Below are 14516 nucleotides of genomic sequence, written 5' to 3'. Positions count from 1 at the left end.
GGATTTGATATAGAATCCCGCAATTGGGAATTTCTGAAAAAAGAGAGCTATAATCACTTGCAATATGGATCGATTCTCCGTATGTGACCCCCTGTCGGCGACGCCAGAGCGTCACGCAGCCGACACAAAGGTACGCGGTCGTAGCTCAGTTGGTTAGAGCGCAGGATTGTGGCTCCTGAGGTCGTTGGTTCAACTCCAACCGACCGTACCATTATTTCAAGCCACCAAGCCCAAATTATATAGCAAGATCATCGAATTGGCAGAATGCCTGCCTGCTGGCAGCGTCTCCTCCGTATTGCCTTTATGGCCGGGCATCGCATGTGGCGCGCGTTGTCTGCGGACGAATAGGCGCCAACACAAATGCACGTCGGGAAAATACAACTCGATCCTCAGCGATTATTGAGGGTTTGAGATTGTGATCGTTCGCGCAATTGTGGAACATGCGGACCTCTGGATGATTGGAGATCGCAATGGCCCATGCCGATGAGAATGACACTGGCTTTCGTCACGAGGTTGCAGAACGAACTCTAAGGTATTTAGGGCGATCAGCAGATTCGCTGACAGCCAGAGAACAGTCTGTCCTCGCGCGACTGTCAGAGCGCCAAACGATAGCACGAGATGTAAACAGGTCGTTTGACGAGAAGCTCACCTACGGCCAACGGCTGGCAGATAAGGTCGCCGAATTTGGTGGTTCGTGGACCTTCATAATGCTGTTTGCGCTCGTTTTGGTCGCGTGGGTCGTTGCCAATACAGTTGCGCTTGCTTTCGACCCTTACCCGTTCATCTTCCTCAATCTCGTGCTTTCAATGCTTGCCGCAGTGCAGGCGCCTATCATTATGATGAGCCAGAACCGGCAAGCCGCAAGGGACCGGTTGGATGCTGCACATGATTACGAAGTGAACCTCAAGGCTGAAATCGAAATAATGGCGCTACACGAGAAGTTTGATCAATTGCGTTCGAACGAACTCAAAGCACTTATCGAAAAGCAGCAGGAACAATTAGAAATCCTTTCATCATTGCTTTCCTCAGCCAAGACAGATCAACGTTAGAGCGCATCCTTGTCAGAAAACTGTTTCGCACTTTTCCAGATGCGCTCCAAGGCTCCCTGTCTGGGCTGCTTTCGCTAGTGATTTACGTTATGTTATCCCGAATGGCACATCAGGCTGCGGCAAGCGCCTCGGCGATGCTGTCCTTCAAGGTGAGACGCTGTTTGCGCAGGTTCGTTTCTTCTTCCTGGCTCACCGGCGCAATCTTCGTTTCGGCGCGGTGAATGCGGTCATTGACGGAATCATACTCTTCCAGAATGCGGGCAAAATGCGCATCCTTTGCTTTCAGGGCATGAATGGCGTCGAGTTGGCCGGGAAACTCTTCTCCAAGTGTGTGGGGGGTATTCGACATTCTGTAGCTCCTTCCTTTGGTTGAAAAGAGCTTCGCAAGCCAGCGAGCGGGTGGCATTGATCGCAATCAAGACGGGCTGAAAGGAGCATGCCGAAACTGCATGGCTGGCATGCAAATGCCGATCTTCTAAGTAATCGGCGCGATCCCCATCTCATGGGCACGGACCGACAAAGTGTCCGTGATGGAGAGAAAAATGTTTACCCGCTTCAATAATCGTTTCGGTCGTGCATTCGCGCAATTCGGTAGCGCCGTTCGTGCTTCTGCTGCTGTGCGCGCTGGCCAGAAGCCAACTGCCCAGGACCTTGAGACGCTTGGCATCGACGTTGACCAGTTCCGTCGTATTCAGGGTTGAGCAGTTAAGTAAGCGTATGCGTATCTGAGTAAAAAGCCCGGCAATGCCGGGCTTTCTTGTGTTTAATCCTCATCTGTCGCCATTTGGCTCAACAGGGCACCCTTGCCCCGCTGTCTCATGACCATGGGGACGACGACTGCGGCAATCGCCAGTGTGATGAGCACTATCGACACCCAGGAATGCACCAGAGTCATCGGGTTTCCCTGACTGATCTGCAAAGCCTGACGCAGGCTCTTTTCTGCCATTGGCCCGAGGATCAGGCCCACGACAACCGGCGCGATGGGGTATGAGAAGCGCCGTAGTACATAGCCCAGCACACCGAATGCCAGAAGCAGGCCAAGTTCGAATGAGACCGGCAGGCCGAACAGCATGGAGGTGGAAGCATTCGCGCCGATTGTTCCAAGCGTTGCGAAAACCAGAATGCCTGCATAGAGCCAGTGGCGCGGGATGGTGAGCATCTTCACCCAAAGGCCGATCAGCGGTAGGTTGAGAACCAGCAGCATCAGATTGGCAACGAGAAGGCTCGCCACCAGACCCCAGACCAGCGTGGCATTGGTCACGAAGAGGAGGGGGCCGGGTTGCAAGCCGAACTGCTGGAAACCGGCAAGCATGATTGCAGCCGTCGCTGTGGTGGGCAGGCCAAGCGTCAGAAGCGGAACGAGAGTTCCGGCGGCGGAAGCATTGTTGGCTGCCTCCGGTCCCGCAACGCCTTCAATGGCGCCTTTGCCGAATTCTTCCGGATGTTTCGAGAATTGCCGTTCCGCTGAATAGGAAAGGAAGCTCGATACATCGGCGCCGCCCGCAGGCATGGCTCCGATTGGAAAGCCGATGGCGGTGCCGCGCAGCCACGGCATCCAAGAGCGTTTCCAGTCGTTTTTGGTCATCCAGACGGAACCCTTGACCGCAATGACTTCATCTTCTGGCCGAAGCTTCTTCGACACGACCGCAAGCGTTTCGCCGATGGCGAACAGCGCCACCGCCAATGTGGTGACATTGATGCCATCGAGCAGGTTCGGCGTTCCCATGACAAGGCGTGCCTGACCGGTCAACTGGTCGATGCCGATCAGGCCGAGCGCCAATCCGATGAACAGGGATGTCAATCCGCGCAGCGTGGAATCGCCGAATGCGGCCGAGACTGTCATGAAAGCCAGAAGCATGAGTGCGAAGTATTCGGAAGGCCCGAAGGACAAGGCGAATTTCACGACCCAAGGTGCTACGAAGGCGAGCGCCAGAGTGGCGATCAGGCCCGCAATGAACGAGCCGATGGCCGCCGTTGCAAGTGCTGGTCCGCCACGTCCGGCCCGAGCCATCTTGTTGCCCTCCAACGCGGTGACGATGGAGGCGCTTTCTCCCGGCGTATTCAGCAGGATCGATGTGGTTGAGCCGCCATACATGCCGCCGTAATAAATGCCCGCGAACATGATGAGGGAGCCGGACGGGTCCAGCTTGTAGGTAACGGGCAGAAGGAGCGCGACGGTGAGCGCCGGGCCAATGCCGGGCAAGACGCCGACGGCTGTGCCGAGCGTGACGCCGATCAGCGCATAAAGAAGATTCGATGGTTCAAGCGCCACCAGAAGCCCGTTGGCGAGAAGTGCGACAGTATCCATGATGGCACTTAGCCTTTAAAGCATTTCCAGCAAAAACGCGAAGCGGCTTTGCGTAGGATAATGCGACAAAACAAGGACTTAGAGCATTTCCAATGTTTCAGTCAAAACTGGGAATGCTCTAAACGAATTGTTCGAGCCAGCCGGACGGCAGCGATAGCTGCAGGCCGCGCGCAAAGATGAACCAGATCACGAAGGCAAAGACGATGCCGACGGGAACGCTGATCCAGAATTTGCGATAGCCGAAGCCGCGTGCTGTTGCTGCGAAAAGCAGGCCGGTGGACAGGGAAAAGCCGACTGTCTTCATCGTCAGCATCTGGATAGCCAGGCCGCCGATGATCCATGCCATAGGGGCGATTTCCTGATGCTCACGCTCGGGGAAATCACCGCGAAGCGCTTCGAATACGGTCCATATGGCAAGGCCGAACAATCCGGCTGCAACGACATAGGGGACGGTTTTCGGGCCGACCGGCGAGTAGCTCGTCACGTCGTTGCCATAGGTTGTCGACCACGCAATGGCGATGGCGACAGCTGCAAGAACAAGGGCGATGACAAGAGCGGCGAAATCTGGCGCCGCCCCTTCCGGGCGGCGCTTTTCCTGCGGTTCTGATCCTGTCATTTGACGAGGCCGATTTCCTTGAGGATGGTCTCAGTCGCGGCGACGTCCTTGGCAAGCTGCTCCTTGAATGCCGGGCCAGCGAGATATGTATCCGCCCAGCCCTTGTCTTTCAGGGCTTTCTGCCAGGATTCGGACTTTACCATTTTCTCGATATCGGCATTGATGGCAGCTTCCTGTTCGGCAGTGATGCCGGGAGCCGCACCCACCATGCGCCAGTTTTGGATCGAAACATCCACGCCACCTTCCTTGAAGGTTGGTGCGTCGATGCCTTCCAGGCGCTTGTCGCTTGAAATACCGATGATGCGCAGCGTCCCAGCCTTGATCTGGGGTTCGAATTCGCCGTAGCCGGAAATGCCTACGGTCACCTGATTGCCGAGAATGGCAGCCAGTGCTTCACCACCGCCGGAGAAGGCGATGTAGTTGACCTTGGTCGGGTCGACCCCTGCTGCCTTGGCAAAGAGGCCTGCGGTGATGTGATCGGTGCCGCCTGCGGAACCGCCGCCCCACGAAACGGAGCCCGGATCAGCCTTCAGCTTCGCGGCAAGATCGCCAAGATTCTGGATGTCGGAAGATGCCGGTACGACGATGGCTTCATATTCACCTGTGAGGCGTGCAATCGGCGTGATGGCATCAAGTGTCACCGGCGACTTGTTGGTCAGGATAGCGCCGACCATGACATAGCCGCCGACGATGAGCTGGCTCGGGTCGCCCTTGTTCTGGTTTACAAACTGAGCGAGGCCGATGGTGCCGCCAGCGCCCGGAACGTTGATGACCTGAACGCTGCCGGAAATCTTTTCATCCTGAAGCGCGCTCTGCATCGTGCGTGCCGTCTGGTCCCAGCCGCCGCCTGGAGCCGCAGGCGCAAGCACCTTATAGTCTTCTGCGGAAGCAGAGCCTGCCATGGCCAACGCCGCCACCGACGTCAGGGCCAGAATAAATCTACGCATATGTCCTCCCAGATAGAATGTATGCCGCCTTCCGGCGGACCTCCCCAAAGTCCCGCTCCTCTAGCGGGAGTTGTCTACATGGATATTGCCAAAAACAAATTCAATAGGCCAGTATGTGCGACTATAGTTTGGCCGCAATTTAAGCGGCAGACTTTCGAATCACTTGAAATTGCAGGCCGAAACAGAGCGCGAGACGCGCTTGACGGCGGCGATGCGCTGACGTAATTGTGTAACGACGGTTCCCCGACCGAGAGCGAAGGGGATTAATAGGGAACACGGTGAGGACGACCCGAAAAGGGGCCAAGACCGTGGCTGCCCCCGCAACTGTAAGCGGATTGCCGTTCATCCTCGTGACGTTCAAAGCGTCATGCCACTGTGCCGGAGAAGCGCGGGAAGGCAGATGAACAGCAGATATTCGTGAGCCAGGAGACCTGCCGTTTAGTGTTGTCCATTGTCACGGGCGGGGATGCCCGGAGCAGGAGCCGGTTATGACAGATTTCCGCGTCGCAGGACGCTTCCTCCCATCGTTATCGCATGATTTCGACATGTTCCCGGATATGCCTGTTCGTCTTCCGCGCCGGATTTTATCCGCCGCCTGACAGGGCGTCTTTCTCTCATCATTTCGGGGACTTTCATGAATATTCTCGGCAAGATGCCGTTTCGCGCCGCCGTTTGCGCGGCTGCATTTTTTCTCGCAGGCGGTGTGACCGCTCAGGCAGCGGAAACGCAATATCCGCTGACTCTGAAAAATTGCGGTCGTGTCGTTACCTTCAAGCAGGCACCCGCCCGCGCGGTTGCAGTTGGCCAGAGCAGCACAGAAATTCTTTACAGCCTGGGTCTCGGCGACAAGGTCGTCGGCACGGCAGTGTGGTTCGGCCCTGTTCTCAAAGGCTTTGAAGAGGTGAATGCCAAGGTCAAGCGGCTTGCCGATAATGATCCGAGCTTTGAAAGCGTTCTGGCGCAGAAGCCGGATATCGTGACGGCAGATTTCCAGTGGCATGTCGGCCCGACAGGCATCGTGGCAAAGCCTGAACAGTTCGAGGAACTGGGCATTCCGGCCTATACCTCGCCATCCGATTGCGTTGGCAAAGACAATTCCGGTGGTGGCGACGGCGTTCGTACGGCGGCGTTCAAGATGGATATCGTCTATCAGGAAATTACCGAACTGGCGCAAATCTTCAATGTGCAGGACCGTGGCGAGAAACTCGTCGCCGACCTGAAGGCGCGTGAAGCGGCTGCGCGTGAAAAAATTGGGGCTGCGGACGGAAAGCTTTCGGCTGTCGTCTGGTTCTCCAGCACGCAGGTCGATGCCGATCCCTATGTTGCAGGCAAGTTCGGCGCGCCCGCCTATATTCTTTCGGCGCTCGGCATCAAGAATGTGATCGACAGCGAGGAAGAATGGCCGACGGTCGGATGGGAAACGATTGCAAAATCGAACCCTTCGATGATCGTGGCTGCAAAGCTGGATCGCCGTCGCTATCCGGCTGACGACATTGCCGTCAAGCACCAGTTCCTCGAGAACGATGCGGTCACGAAACTGATGCCTGCGGTCAAGGACAAGCATGTCTTCGATATGGATGCGCAGTCGATGAGCACGTCGCTTCGCGTGATTGAAGGCATTGAAACGCTTGCTGCCGACATTGCCGCCTCGGGCCTGAACAAGTGACGGTTCGGGCGGCGACAACAGGCTTCAAACAGAAGGGAAGGGCACGCTCCGGCGTGTTCTTCCTGGCCTTTTCGCTTGTCCTGCTTCTTCTTGCTCTTTGGTTCGGAGCGGCGATAGGCGAAACGGCAATACCGCTCGATGTGGTTGCGAAGACCGTGGCCAATCGGGTGTGGAATGCCGGATATCCGCTCGAGCCCATCGATGAAGGGATCGTCTGGAGCTATCGTCTCAGCCGTGCGGTTATCGCGGCATGTTGTGGCGCGTCGCTCGCAATATCTGGTGTCATTCTGCAGTCGCTGCTCCGAAATTCGCTCGCCGATCCTTATATTCTGGGCATCTCCGCTGGTGCTTCGACGGGCGCGGTCGGCGTTGCCATTCTCGGCATAGGCGCTGGCGTGCTGACGCTTTCGCTGGGTGCGTTCATTGGCGCTATTGTTGCTTTCTGCCTTGTGTCACTGCTGGCGTTGCGAGCCGGACGCGGCAGCAGCGCGATCATCCTCGCAGGCATTGCCGGTTCGCAGCTTTTCAATGCGCTGACATCATTCATCGTCACAAAAGCCGCAAATGCGGAGCAGGCGCGCGGCATCATGTTCTGGCTTTTGGGCAATCTTTCGGGCGTGCGCTGGCCTGATGTCACTCTTGCCCTGCCTGCCTGCCTGATCGGGCTTGCCATCTGCCTGTGGCATGCGCGTGCGCTCGATGCCTTTACCTTCGGAACCGAATCCGCCGCTTCGCTCGGCATACCGGTGCGTCGCGTCTATGCGGTGCTGATTGGTGTCAGCGCCATGATGACGGCGGTCATGGTTTCCATCGTTGGCTCTGTCGGCTTTATCGGTCTCGTCATTCCCCATGCGGCGCGCATGGTGGTTGGGGTCAGACACGGCAGGCTGTTGCCCGCGGCAGCACTCATCGGGGCAATCTTCATGATCGTCGCCGATATCCTGTCACGCATCATCATTCCGGGGCAGGTTTTGCCGATCGGCGTCATCACGGCCTTGTTCGGGGCACCGGCATTCGCTCTGTTGCTTGGACAAAGGAGGGCGTCGTCATGATCCTCTCAGCACGCAATGTCGGCTGGTCGGCAGGCAATGTCGAAATTTTGCGCAATGTTTCGCTGGAAGTGGCGGAAGGTGAGTTTCTTGGCATCATCGGGCCGAACGGATCGGGAAAGACCAGCCTTCTCTCCCTGCTGTCCGGCGTTCGCAGGTGCCGTGTCGGTGAAATCAATCTGTGCGGCGCGCCCATCGCCAGTTTCAGCCGCCGCGAGATCGCCCGGAAAATGGCGCTGGTCGAGCAGCAGGCAGGAACGGCAGAACGCATTACGGCGCGCCAGGCGGTCGAACTCGGGCGGACGCCCTATCTTGGCGCGCTGTCGCCATGGTCGGCAGAGGATGATGCTATCGTTGACCAGGCACTGGTCAATGTCGATATGGCGCATCTGGCCGACCGCTGCTGGCATACGCTTTCCGGCGGTGAACGACAGCGCCTGCATATTGCCCGCGCTCTGGCGCAGGAACCGCAGATTTTGCTTCTGGACGAGCCGACCAATCATCTCGATATCGGGCACCAGATCGGGCTGCTCGATCTGGTCAGCCGCCAGAAACTGACGGTGGTGGCCGCCTTACACGACCTGAACCACGCCGCAATGTTCTGTGATCGTATTGCGGTGATAGACAAGGGCGATCTCGTTGCGCTTGGCACGCCGCGCGATGTTTTGCGGGCAGAGCGTATTGCCGAGGTTTTTGGCGTCGAGGTCGATGTCGAATATCAGGGTATCAGCGGCTGTCACATCCGTTACCGGACGCCGAGCCATCGCTCTCTGGAGCTCAGACATTCGGCGTGACCGATTATCTGCAAATCTTCGTTGGGTTTTATGCATTTCTTCTAATGAATGGGAAATAAATAGGATTATAAAATAGATATAGCTAATACTGATACTATGAAACGTCGGGTAACGTTATGAGAATATGTAGTTCTTTCAAATTTTTCTCACAGTAATTTGAGCAGTTTTGTTGACAAACTGTTTCCGTCGCGTTGACGATTGGGTTATAAAAACTCAGCGCATCAGGGCAGTGTACTCATCGGCAAGGCTGGGGCCTTTCTTGTTGAGCGCACCGCTGAAGGACAGAAGAGATCATTCCTTGATTTGTTCCGTCATTCACGGTCCTGATATGCGGGTCGTTCCGGTTTTCGGGAAGATCCGTTTTAAATAAAGAAACATTATTGGCATGTTCGCGTGAATGCGGTGTGCGGCGAATGCAGTTTTTTCAATGAATTACTATACTTATAAAGAGCGGCGGCTTTTCGTTTTGGAAAGCCGCCGTTGTTTTATCAAGGATGTTGAGCGCCGGTGACGGTGAGATAGACCGCATAGAGCGACTTGGTTGCTGCAATGAACAGCCGGTTGCGGCGCGGACCGCCGAAAGTCACATTGGCGACCGTCTGCGGCGTCTTGATCTTGCCGAGAAGCGTGCCTTCCGGCGAGAAGCAGTGCACGCCGTCGCCAGCGCTGGTCCACAGATTGCCGTCTGTATCGAAACGGAAGCCATCCGGCAGGCCGTTGTCGATGGTGCAGAATATGGCGCCGCCGGTAACCTGCTTGCCGTCCACAACATCGAAGACACGGATGTGGCGCGGCGCATTCTCGTCGTGGCTATAGGCGCTGTCGGCGACATAGAGCCGGGTTTCGTCCGGCGAGAAGGCGAGGCCATTCGGCTGATGGAAGTCGGTTACGACGGCATTGATCTCGCCAGTCTTCGGGTCGAGGCGATAGACATTGCGCGACGGCTGTTCCGGCTCGGCCTTGTAGCCTTCATAATCGGCCATGATGCCGTAGGTCGGATCGGTGAACCAGATTGTTCCATCCGAGCGCACGATCACGTCGTTGGGCGCATTGAGCTTCTTGCCCTGATAGCTGTCCGCCAGCACGGTGATGCTGCCATCCGGTTCCGTACGGGTGACGCGGCGACCGCCATGCTCGCAGGTGACGAGGCGTCCCTCACGGTCGCGCGTGTTGCCATTGGAAAAATTGGACGGGCTGCGGAACACCGAAACGCTGTCGCCAACCGGGGCTTCCGGGACCCAGCGCAGGATGCGCTGGTTCGGAATGTCGCTCCACAGAAGGCAGTTCTGGTCACCGAACCACACCGGGCCTTCTGCCCAGCGGCAGTCGCTGTAAAGTTCGTCCAGATCGGCACTCGGCACGATCATCTGCTTGAAGCGTTCGTCGTGGATTTCGTAAATCGAAACAGTTTTTGACAAGGAAAGTTACTCCGAAGGAATTTAACGCTCGGCGCGTCGGCCACTGGCGAGGATAATCACCGCAATGATGGTGAGCCCGGTCAGGACAAGACGGACACCGGCGCCGAAGCCGTAGGTGTTGAGCATCGAAACGATGAGGAACATGAAGAGGGCGGCGCCCCAAATGCCGGGGATGTTGGAATCGCCGCCGGCAACTGCTGTGCCGCCGATGATGACAACGGCAATCGACATCAAAAGATATTCCGCACCCATGTTCAGCGCAGCACCGCCCGAGAAGCAGGCAAGCAGGAAGCCGCAGAGCGAAGCGAGCACTGCGCAGAGCAGATAGGTGACGAAGCGCGTGCCATCGACCGGAACACCCGCCATACGCGCAGCAAACGGGTTCTGGCCGATTGCCGAAATCCAGCGTCCATAGATGCTCTTTTTCAGAAGCACCCAGCCAATGACCGACAGGATCAGCGCTACGATGGCGACGTTGGGAATGCCGAGCGTGGAGGATGTGGTGAACTGCGCGAGGCTTTCCGGCGGTTTTACGCGGAGGCCGCGATTGCTCCAGATGGCGGTGGACTGGATCAGGAAGCTCATCGACAAGGTGGCGATGATGGGCGGAATGCGTAGAAGCTTGATCAGCGCATAGTTGCAGATGCCAATGGCAACACCAACCAGAATGGCAACGCCTAGCCCCGCCAGCACCATGCCGTCCTGCGTATCCATGAGCTTGAGCGCCAGTGTTGCGGCAAGCGTCATATTGGCTGGGACAGACAGATCGATGTTGCCGGGGCCGAGCGTAATGACGAACATCTGCCCGAGGCCGACGATAACCGAGAAGGAGGCGAAAGTGAAAGCCGCGTGCGAGAGCCCATGTGCGCCCGCGCCCCCGGTAAAGAGGATGGTGATGATCCAGACGATGGCAGTGGCGATGAACGACCATATCCACGGGCGGTTGGTAAGGACAGCGAGACCGCTCATTGCTTTTTCTCCCTCTTTTCGAGGCGATTAAGGAAGAGGCGCAATGCCAGCACCACGATGAGAATGCCGCCTTGCGCACCGATCTGCCAGTCCGGCGAAATGCGCATGAAGGAAAGGAAGGACCCGGCAAGCGTCAGAGTCAGCGCGCCGATAACGGCTCCGATGGGCGATACGCGCCCGCCGACAAACTCACCACCGCCGAGAATAACGCCTGCGATAGATAGAAGCGTATAGCGCAGCGCGATATTGGCATCTGCCGATGTGGTGAGACCGACCAGTGCAATTCCTGCCAGCACTGCGAAGAAGGCAGCCAGTGCATAGGTTCCGGCGCGGATCATGGTGACAGACCAGCCTGCGCGCTCGATGGAGCGGCTGTTACCGCCCGCGCCACGCATCAGCACGCCGAAGGTGGAGCGCATGACAATGAAATGCGTGACAACCGCGATCAGGATGCTGGCCACAATGGCCATCGGCATGAAAGGCGGCTTGGCGGTCATGACCCAGCGTGCCCAGTCCGGTGCCTGTCCGCCTGGCGAGGGCAGTAGCAGAACGGCAAACCCGCCCCAGACGAAGCTCATGCCAAGCGTGACGACGATGGAGGGCAGATTACGCAGGTGGATCAGCGCGCCAAGCGCGGCATAAGCTGCAATGGCTGCCACAAGGATCAATACCCCGATGACGGGCGTGGTGTTGAGATAGGTTGCGGCAACACAGACCACGAAACTCACGAAGGTGCCCATCGAAAGATCGAGATCGTTGACCGCCATGATGAGCATCTGGGCGATGGTGGCTAGCGCAATGGGGACGGCCAGATTGAACAGCAGGTTCAGTCCGGTATAGCTCATGGCGCGCGGCTGCATGTAGAAGACGGCGGCAAGCAGCAAAGCCAGCGAGAAGACCGGCGTCAGCAGGCGGATGGAGGAAGAGGAAAGGCGCATTATTCGTGACCTCTCCCAGATGACATGGCAAATGACGCAGCAAGCACGTTCTTTTCCGTAATGTCTTCGCCGGTCAGTTCTGCAACGATAGCGCCGTCGCGGAAAACATAGACACGGTCGCAAAGTTCTATTTCGTCCATTTCGGTGGAGTACCAGACGAATGTGCGTCCGTTTTCGGCCTCATGGCGCAGGATTTCATAGACTTCCTGCTTGGTGCCGACATCGACGCCACGCATCGGATCGTCCATCAAAATAGTGTTGGCGCTGGTTGCCAGTGCGCGGGCGAAAAGCACTTTCTGCTGGTTACCGCCCGAGAGCGACAGGATACGGTTGCCCATATCCGGCGTGCGTATCTGGATGCGATCTTTCCAGTCACTGCCAAGGGCATCTTCCCGCTTCTGGTCGACGAGTTTGAGCGAAGACAGCCGGTCCAGCGAGCCGATGGTGAGGTTGTGCAGGATACTCCACAGCGGGAAAGTGCCGTTGAGGCTGCGATCGCCCGCAACGAAGGCGATTTCGCAATTGCGAGCCGGAACCCAGTTCGGCCGCCGTGCATAGTAGAGATCGAGCAGCATCCTGGTCTGTCCATGCCCGGCCAGACCGGCGAGGCCGATGACTTCGCCCTTGAAAGCCTCAAACGGCTTTATGTCGGTGGCGCGCTTGGCTAAGGACAGAACGGGCGTGCCGCTCGCATCGGTATTTGCGGTGCGGCGCGTGGCCTTTTCGCGCTCGACGCTGCCCATGGCTTCGACGAGGCTGCGGTTGGTGAAATCTTTTGCTGCGCGATTGGCGACCACCTTTCCGTCCTTCATCACCACGATGCGGTCGGAGGTTGAGAGAATTTCACCCAACATATGCGAAATCAGGATAACGGCGCCGCCGGTGCGGACGAAACGGCGCACATAGGCCATCAGTTGAGCGGCAATACCTGCATCAAGCGATGACGTCGGTTCATCGAGAATAACCAGTTTTGGCGCAGTGCCGGGCGCGGTAAAGTTGATGGCGATTTCCACCATCTGGCGCTCGGCGATGGAAAGCTCATCGATGGTAGCGCTGCTGTCGATCTTGTGGCCCGGAAAAATCTCGTCGAGTTTTTTGGAAATCAGTTCAACGGCCTTGCCGCGCCAGCCAGCGCCAGTCAGATCGCGCTGCATGATGCGAACATTTTCGGCAATGGTCAGGTTCGGAAACAGCGACAATTCCTGAAAGACGCAACGCACGCCGTGCTTGCGTGCCATCGCCACGCCGTATCCTGTTTCCTCGTGATAGGAAACGCTGCCTTCATGCGGTGACAACCCGCCATTGATGACATTGACGATAGTGGATTTACCTGCGCCATTGTGGCCGACAAGCCCGACGCATTCACCTTCGCGGATCACGAGTTCGGCGCCATCCAGTGCTTTTACCGCACCGAACTGCACGCGGATGTTGCGCGCCGCGACGACCTCCCGTTTCTCTGCTGTTTCTGTCATATGCTCAACTGATTGCTGGAAATGCTGAAGAATAGGCGATGCAAAAGGGCGGGAACGAAACCCGCCCCAATCGCTCGATTATGTGGACGCCCGGCTTATTTGGCGGCGTCGATGACCTTCTGCGCGTCTTCCAGCGAATATTCGACATTGGCGACGCCACCCTTCTGGGTGTTGGCGAGGTCCTTGTCGAGCGATTCCTGACTGACGCTGAGGAACGGAACCACGAGGTCCTTCTTCACGTCCTTGCCGTCGAGAATCTGCTGGGCAACCCAGAAAGCGAGCGTGGAAACGCCGGGTGCAATCGAAACCGACATGGTTTCATAGCCGTTGGCGTCCTTTTGGCTCTTCCACCACTGTAGTTCGTCTTCACGGTTGCCCATGATGATGATCGGCGTTTCGCGCTTGGCAGCGGCGAAGGCCTGCGCAGCACCATAGCCGTCGCCGCCCTGCGTCACGACTGCGTCGATTTTCGGCAGGCTCGGGAGGATGCCAGCGACGGCACGCTGTGCCACGTCTGCGGCCCAGTCGCCATTGACGGAGCCGACGACCTTGAACTTCGGATGCTTCTTCACGCCTTCTTCGATACCGGCATGGATATTGTCATCAACCGAAACACCGGCAAGGCCGCGGATTTCAAGCAGATTGCCGCCATCGGGGAAGCGCTTTGCCAGATAGTCGATCTGGCCTTCGCCCATTGCCTTGAAATCGACCGCGATGCGCCATGCGCAAGGCTCCGTGACTGTGCCGTCAAAGGAAACGACCGTGATGCCTGCATCGCAGGCTTCCTTGATTGCACCGTTCAAAGCGGTTGGCGAAGCGGCATTGATGACGATGGCGTCATAGCCCTGCAGGATCATGTTCTGAATCTGTGCGGCCTGTTCTGTGGCCTGATTTTCAGCCGTCGTGAACGGATCAGCCGCAGCGACCACACCGGCTTTCACGGCTTCCTTGGTGATCTTGTCCCAGCTCTCCAGCATGGCTTGGCGCCATGAGTTGCCAGCATAATTGTTGGAGAATGCAATCTTCTTCGACGATGTGTCGGCCAATGCGCTGCCAGCGGCGAGAACGCCTGCCAGTGCTGCGGATGCGAATAGGATTTTTGCGAGTTTCATTCTTTCCTCCCGGTTGCCAGTATACGACCCGCAGCGCCCCGGCACTTCGGATCGTCTGAATTGATTGTGATGCGAGCCTCCCGCACCGCCGCTCCTCAACGGCACCAGTCTGCGCCTGACGCGATTTTACGCTCTTGTCTTGCGGGCAATTTTCTGGTGAAGCGAGGATGAAAGAAGA

Annotated in this window: 14 protein-coding genes, 1 tRNA gene and 1 riboswitch; of the genes, 6 read left to right on the top strand and 9 right to left on the bottom strand. The window is 57.3% G+C overall.

Features of this window, described 5'->3' with window-relative positions; translation table 11 throughout:
• Positions 1-134: 134 nt before the first annotated feature.
• Positions 135-211 (top strand) — tRNA-His (locus F9K94_RS16915).
• 259 nt (positions 212-470) lie between these two features.
• Positions 471-1049 carry a DUF1003 domain-containing protein gene (locus F9K94_RS16910; RefSeq protein ID WP_061346958.1) on the top strand — a complete coding sequence of 193 codons (579 nt, stop codon included), beginning with the start codon at positions 471-473 and terminating at the stop codon, positions 1047-1049.
• A gap of 109 nt (positions 1050-1158) precedes the next feature.
• Here F9K94_RS16910 and F9K94_RS16905 read toward each other — a convergent pair whose 3' ends face one another.
• On the bottom strand, positions 1159-1398 hold the full coding sequence (locus F9K94_RS16905; protein ID WP_061346959.1) for a YdcH family protein: 240 nt from the start codon (positions 1396-1398) through the stop codon (positions 1159-1161).
• A gap of 193 nt (positions 1399-1591) precedes the next feature.
• On the opposite strand from F9K94_RS16905, the gene F9K94_RS24455 reads away from it, so the two are divergent.
• The gene (locus tag F9K94_RS24455) at positions 1592-1750 is read left to right on the top strand and encodes a hypothetical protein (protein WP_100229493.1); all 159 of its coding nucleotides are present in this window, start codon (positions 1592-1594) and stop codon (positions 1748-1750) included.
• A 62-nt stretch (positions 1751-1812) separates the two neighbouring features.
• Here the strand turns inward: F9K94_RS24455 and F9K94_RS16900 are convergent, their stop codons facing one another.
• The 3 genes from F9K94_RS16900 to F9K94_RS16890 all read right to left on the bottom strand — a co-directional run bounded on the left by F9K94_RS16900 (position 1813) and on the right by F9K94_RS16890 (position 4920).
• The gene (locus F9K94_RS16900) at positions 1813-3357 is read right to left on the bottom strand and encodes a tripartite tricarboxylate transporter permease (RefSeq protein ID WP_151647103.1); all 1545 of its coding nucleotides are present in this window, start codon (positions 3355-3357) and stop codon (positions 1813-1815) included.
• Between the two features lie 118 nt (positions 3358-3475).
• Positions 3476-3973, bottom strand: coding sequence for a tripartite tricarboxylate transporter TctB family protein (locus F9K94_RS16895; protein ID WP_061346961.1), 498 nt, complete (start codon positions 3971-3973; stop codon positions 3476-3478).
• Positions 3970-4920, bottom strand: coding sequence for a Bug family tripartite tricarboxylate transporter substrate binding protein (locus tag F9K94_RS16890; RefSeq protein ID WP_151647101.1), 951 nt, complete (start codon positions 4918-4920; stop codon positions 3970-3972). Before F9K94_RS16890 ends, F9K94_RS16895 begins: the two co-directional genes overlap by 4 nt.
• A 223-nt stretch (positions 4921-5143) precedes the next feature.
• A riboswitch (cobalamin riboswitch) is annotated at positions 5144-5373 on the top strand.
• 181 nt (positions 5374-5554) lie between these two features.
• Between F9K94_RS16890 and F9K94_RS16885 the strand changes: the two genes are divergently transcribed.
• The 3 genes from F9K94_RS16885 to F9K94_RS16875 are packed head-to-tail and all read left to right on the top strand — an operon-like array spanning position 5555 to position 8429.
• Positions 5555-6586: an ABC transporter substrate-binding protein gene (locus F9K94_RS16885; protein WP_151647099.1), complete on the top strand. Its 1032-nt coding sequence runs from the start codon at positions 5555-5557 to the stop codon at positions 6584-6586.
• Positions 6583-7638 carry a FecCD family ABC transporter permease gene (locus F9K94_RS16880; protein ID WP_151647097.1) on the top strand — a complete coding sequence of 352 codons (1056 nt, stop codon included), beginning with the start codon at positions 6583-6585 and terminating at the stop codon, positions 7636-7638. Before F9K94_RS16885 ends, F9K94_RS16880 begins: the two co-directional genes overlap by 4 nt.
• Entirely contained in the window at positions 7635-8429 is a 795-nt protein-coding gene (locus F9K94_RS16875) for an ABC transporter ATP-binding protein (RefSeq protein ID WP_151647095.1), read from the top strand. The genes F9K94_RS16880 and F9K94_RS16875 overlap by 4 nt, the downstream gene beginning before the upstream one ends.
• Positions 8430-8917: 488 nt before the next feature.
• Here the strand turns inward: F9K94_RS16875 and F9K94_RS16870 are convergent, their stop codons facing one another.
• The 5 genes from F9K94_RS16870 to F9K94_RS16850 form a co-directional block, all read right to left on the bottom strand.
• Entirely contained in the window at positions 8918-9796 is an 879-nt protein-coding gene (locus F9K94_RS16870; protein WP_192799534.1) for an SMP-30/gluconolactonase/LRE family protein, read from the bottom strand.
• A 72-nt stretch (positions 9797-9868) separates the two neighbouring features.
• Positions 9869-10816, bottom strand: a complete 948-nt coding sequence (locus F9K94_RS16865) for an ABC transporter permease (protein ID WP_151647091.1) — start codon at positions 10814-10816, stop codon at positions 9869-9871.
• Positions 10813-11754, bottom strand: a complete 942-nt coding sequence (locus F9K94_RS16860; RefSeq protein WP_061346967.1) for an ABC transporter permease — start codon at positions 11752-11754, stop codon at positions 10813-10815. Before F9K94_RS16860 ends, F9K94_RS16865 begins: the two co-directional genes overlap by 4 nt.
• Positions 11754-13226, bottom strand: coding sequence for an ATP-binding cassette domain-containing protein (locus F9K94_RS16855; protein ID WP_151647089.1), 1473 nt, complete (start codon positions 13224-13226; stop codon positions 11754-11756). Before F9K94_RS16855 ends, F9K94_RS16860 begins: the two co-directional genes overlap by 1 nt.
• 95 nt (positions 13227-13321) lie before the next feature.
• Positions 13322-14338, bottom strand: coding sequence for an ABC transporter substrate-binding protein (locus F9K94_RS16850; RefSeq protein WP_109986376.1), 1017 nt, complete (start codon positions 14336-14338; stop codon positions 13322-13324).
• Positions 14339-14516: the final 178 nt, after the last annotated feature.

Source organism: Brucella tritici (assembly GCF_008932285.1).
Taxonomy (GTDB): domain Bacteria; phylum Pseudomonadota; class Alphaproteobacteria; order Rhizobiales; family Rhizobiaceae; genus Brucella; species Brucella tritici.
Note: the sequence above shows the minus strand (reverse complement) of the source record. Positions and strands in the feature narration are given on the sequence as shown.

Coding starts and splice junctions, on each gene's coding strand:
- F9K94_RS16895 (WP_061346961.1), bottom strand. CDS start 3,973: ATGACAGGATCAGAACCGCAGGAAAAGCGCCGCCCGGAAGGGGCGGCG.
- F9K94_RS16900 (WP_151647103.1), bottom strand. CDS start 3,357: ATGGATACTGTCGCACTTCTCGCCAACGGGCTTCTGGTGGCGCTTGAA.
- F9K94_RS16875 (WP_151647095.1), top strand. CDS start 7,635: ATGATCCTCTCAGCACGCAATGTCGGCTGGTCGGCAGGCAATGTCGAA.
- F9K94_RS16850 (WP_109986376.1), bottom strand. CDS start 14,338: ATGAAACTCGCAAAAATCCTATTCGCATCCGCAGCACTGGCAGGCGTT.
- F9K94_RS16860 (WP_061346967.1), bottom strand. CDS start 11,754: ATGCGCCTTTCCTCTTCCTCCATCCGCCTGCTGACGCCGGTCTTCTCG.
- F9K94_RS16870 (WP_192799534.1), bottom strand. CDS start 9,796: ATGATCGTGCCGAGTGCCGATCTGGACGAACTTTACAGCGACTGCCGC.
- F9K94_RS16890 (WP_151647101.1), bottom strand. CDS start 4,920: ATGCGTAGATTTATTCTGGCCCTGACGTCGGTGGCGGCGTTGGCCATG.
- F9K94_RS16855 (WP_151647089.1), bottom strand. CDS start 13,226: ATGACAGAAACAGCAGAGAAACGGGAGGTCGTCGCGGCGCGCAACATC.
- F9K94_RS16910 (WP_061346958.1), top strand. CDS start 471: ATGGCCCATGCCGATGAGAATGACACTGGCTTTCGTCACGAGGTTGCA.
- F9K94_RS24455 (WP_100229493.1), top strand. CDS start 1,592: ATGTTTACCCGCTTCAATAATCGTTTCGGTCGTGCATTCGCGCAATTC.
- F9K94_RS16865 (WP_151647091.1), bottom strand. CDS start 10,816: ATGAGCGGTCTCGCTGTCCTTACCAACCGCCCGTGGATATGGTCGTTC.
- F9K94_RS16885 (WP_151647099.1), top strand. CDS start 5,555: ATGAATATTCTCGGCAAGATGCCGTTTCGCGCCGCCGTTTGCGCGGCT.
- F9K94_RS16905 (WP_061346959.1), bottom strand. CDS start 1,398: ATGTCGAATACCCCCCACACACTTGGAGAAGAGTTTCCCGGCCAACTC.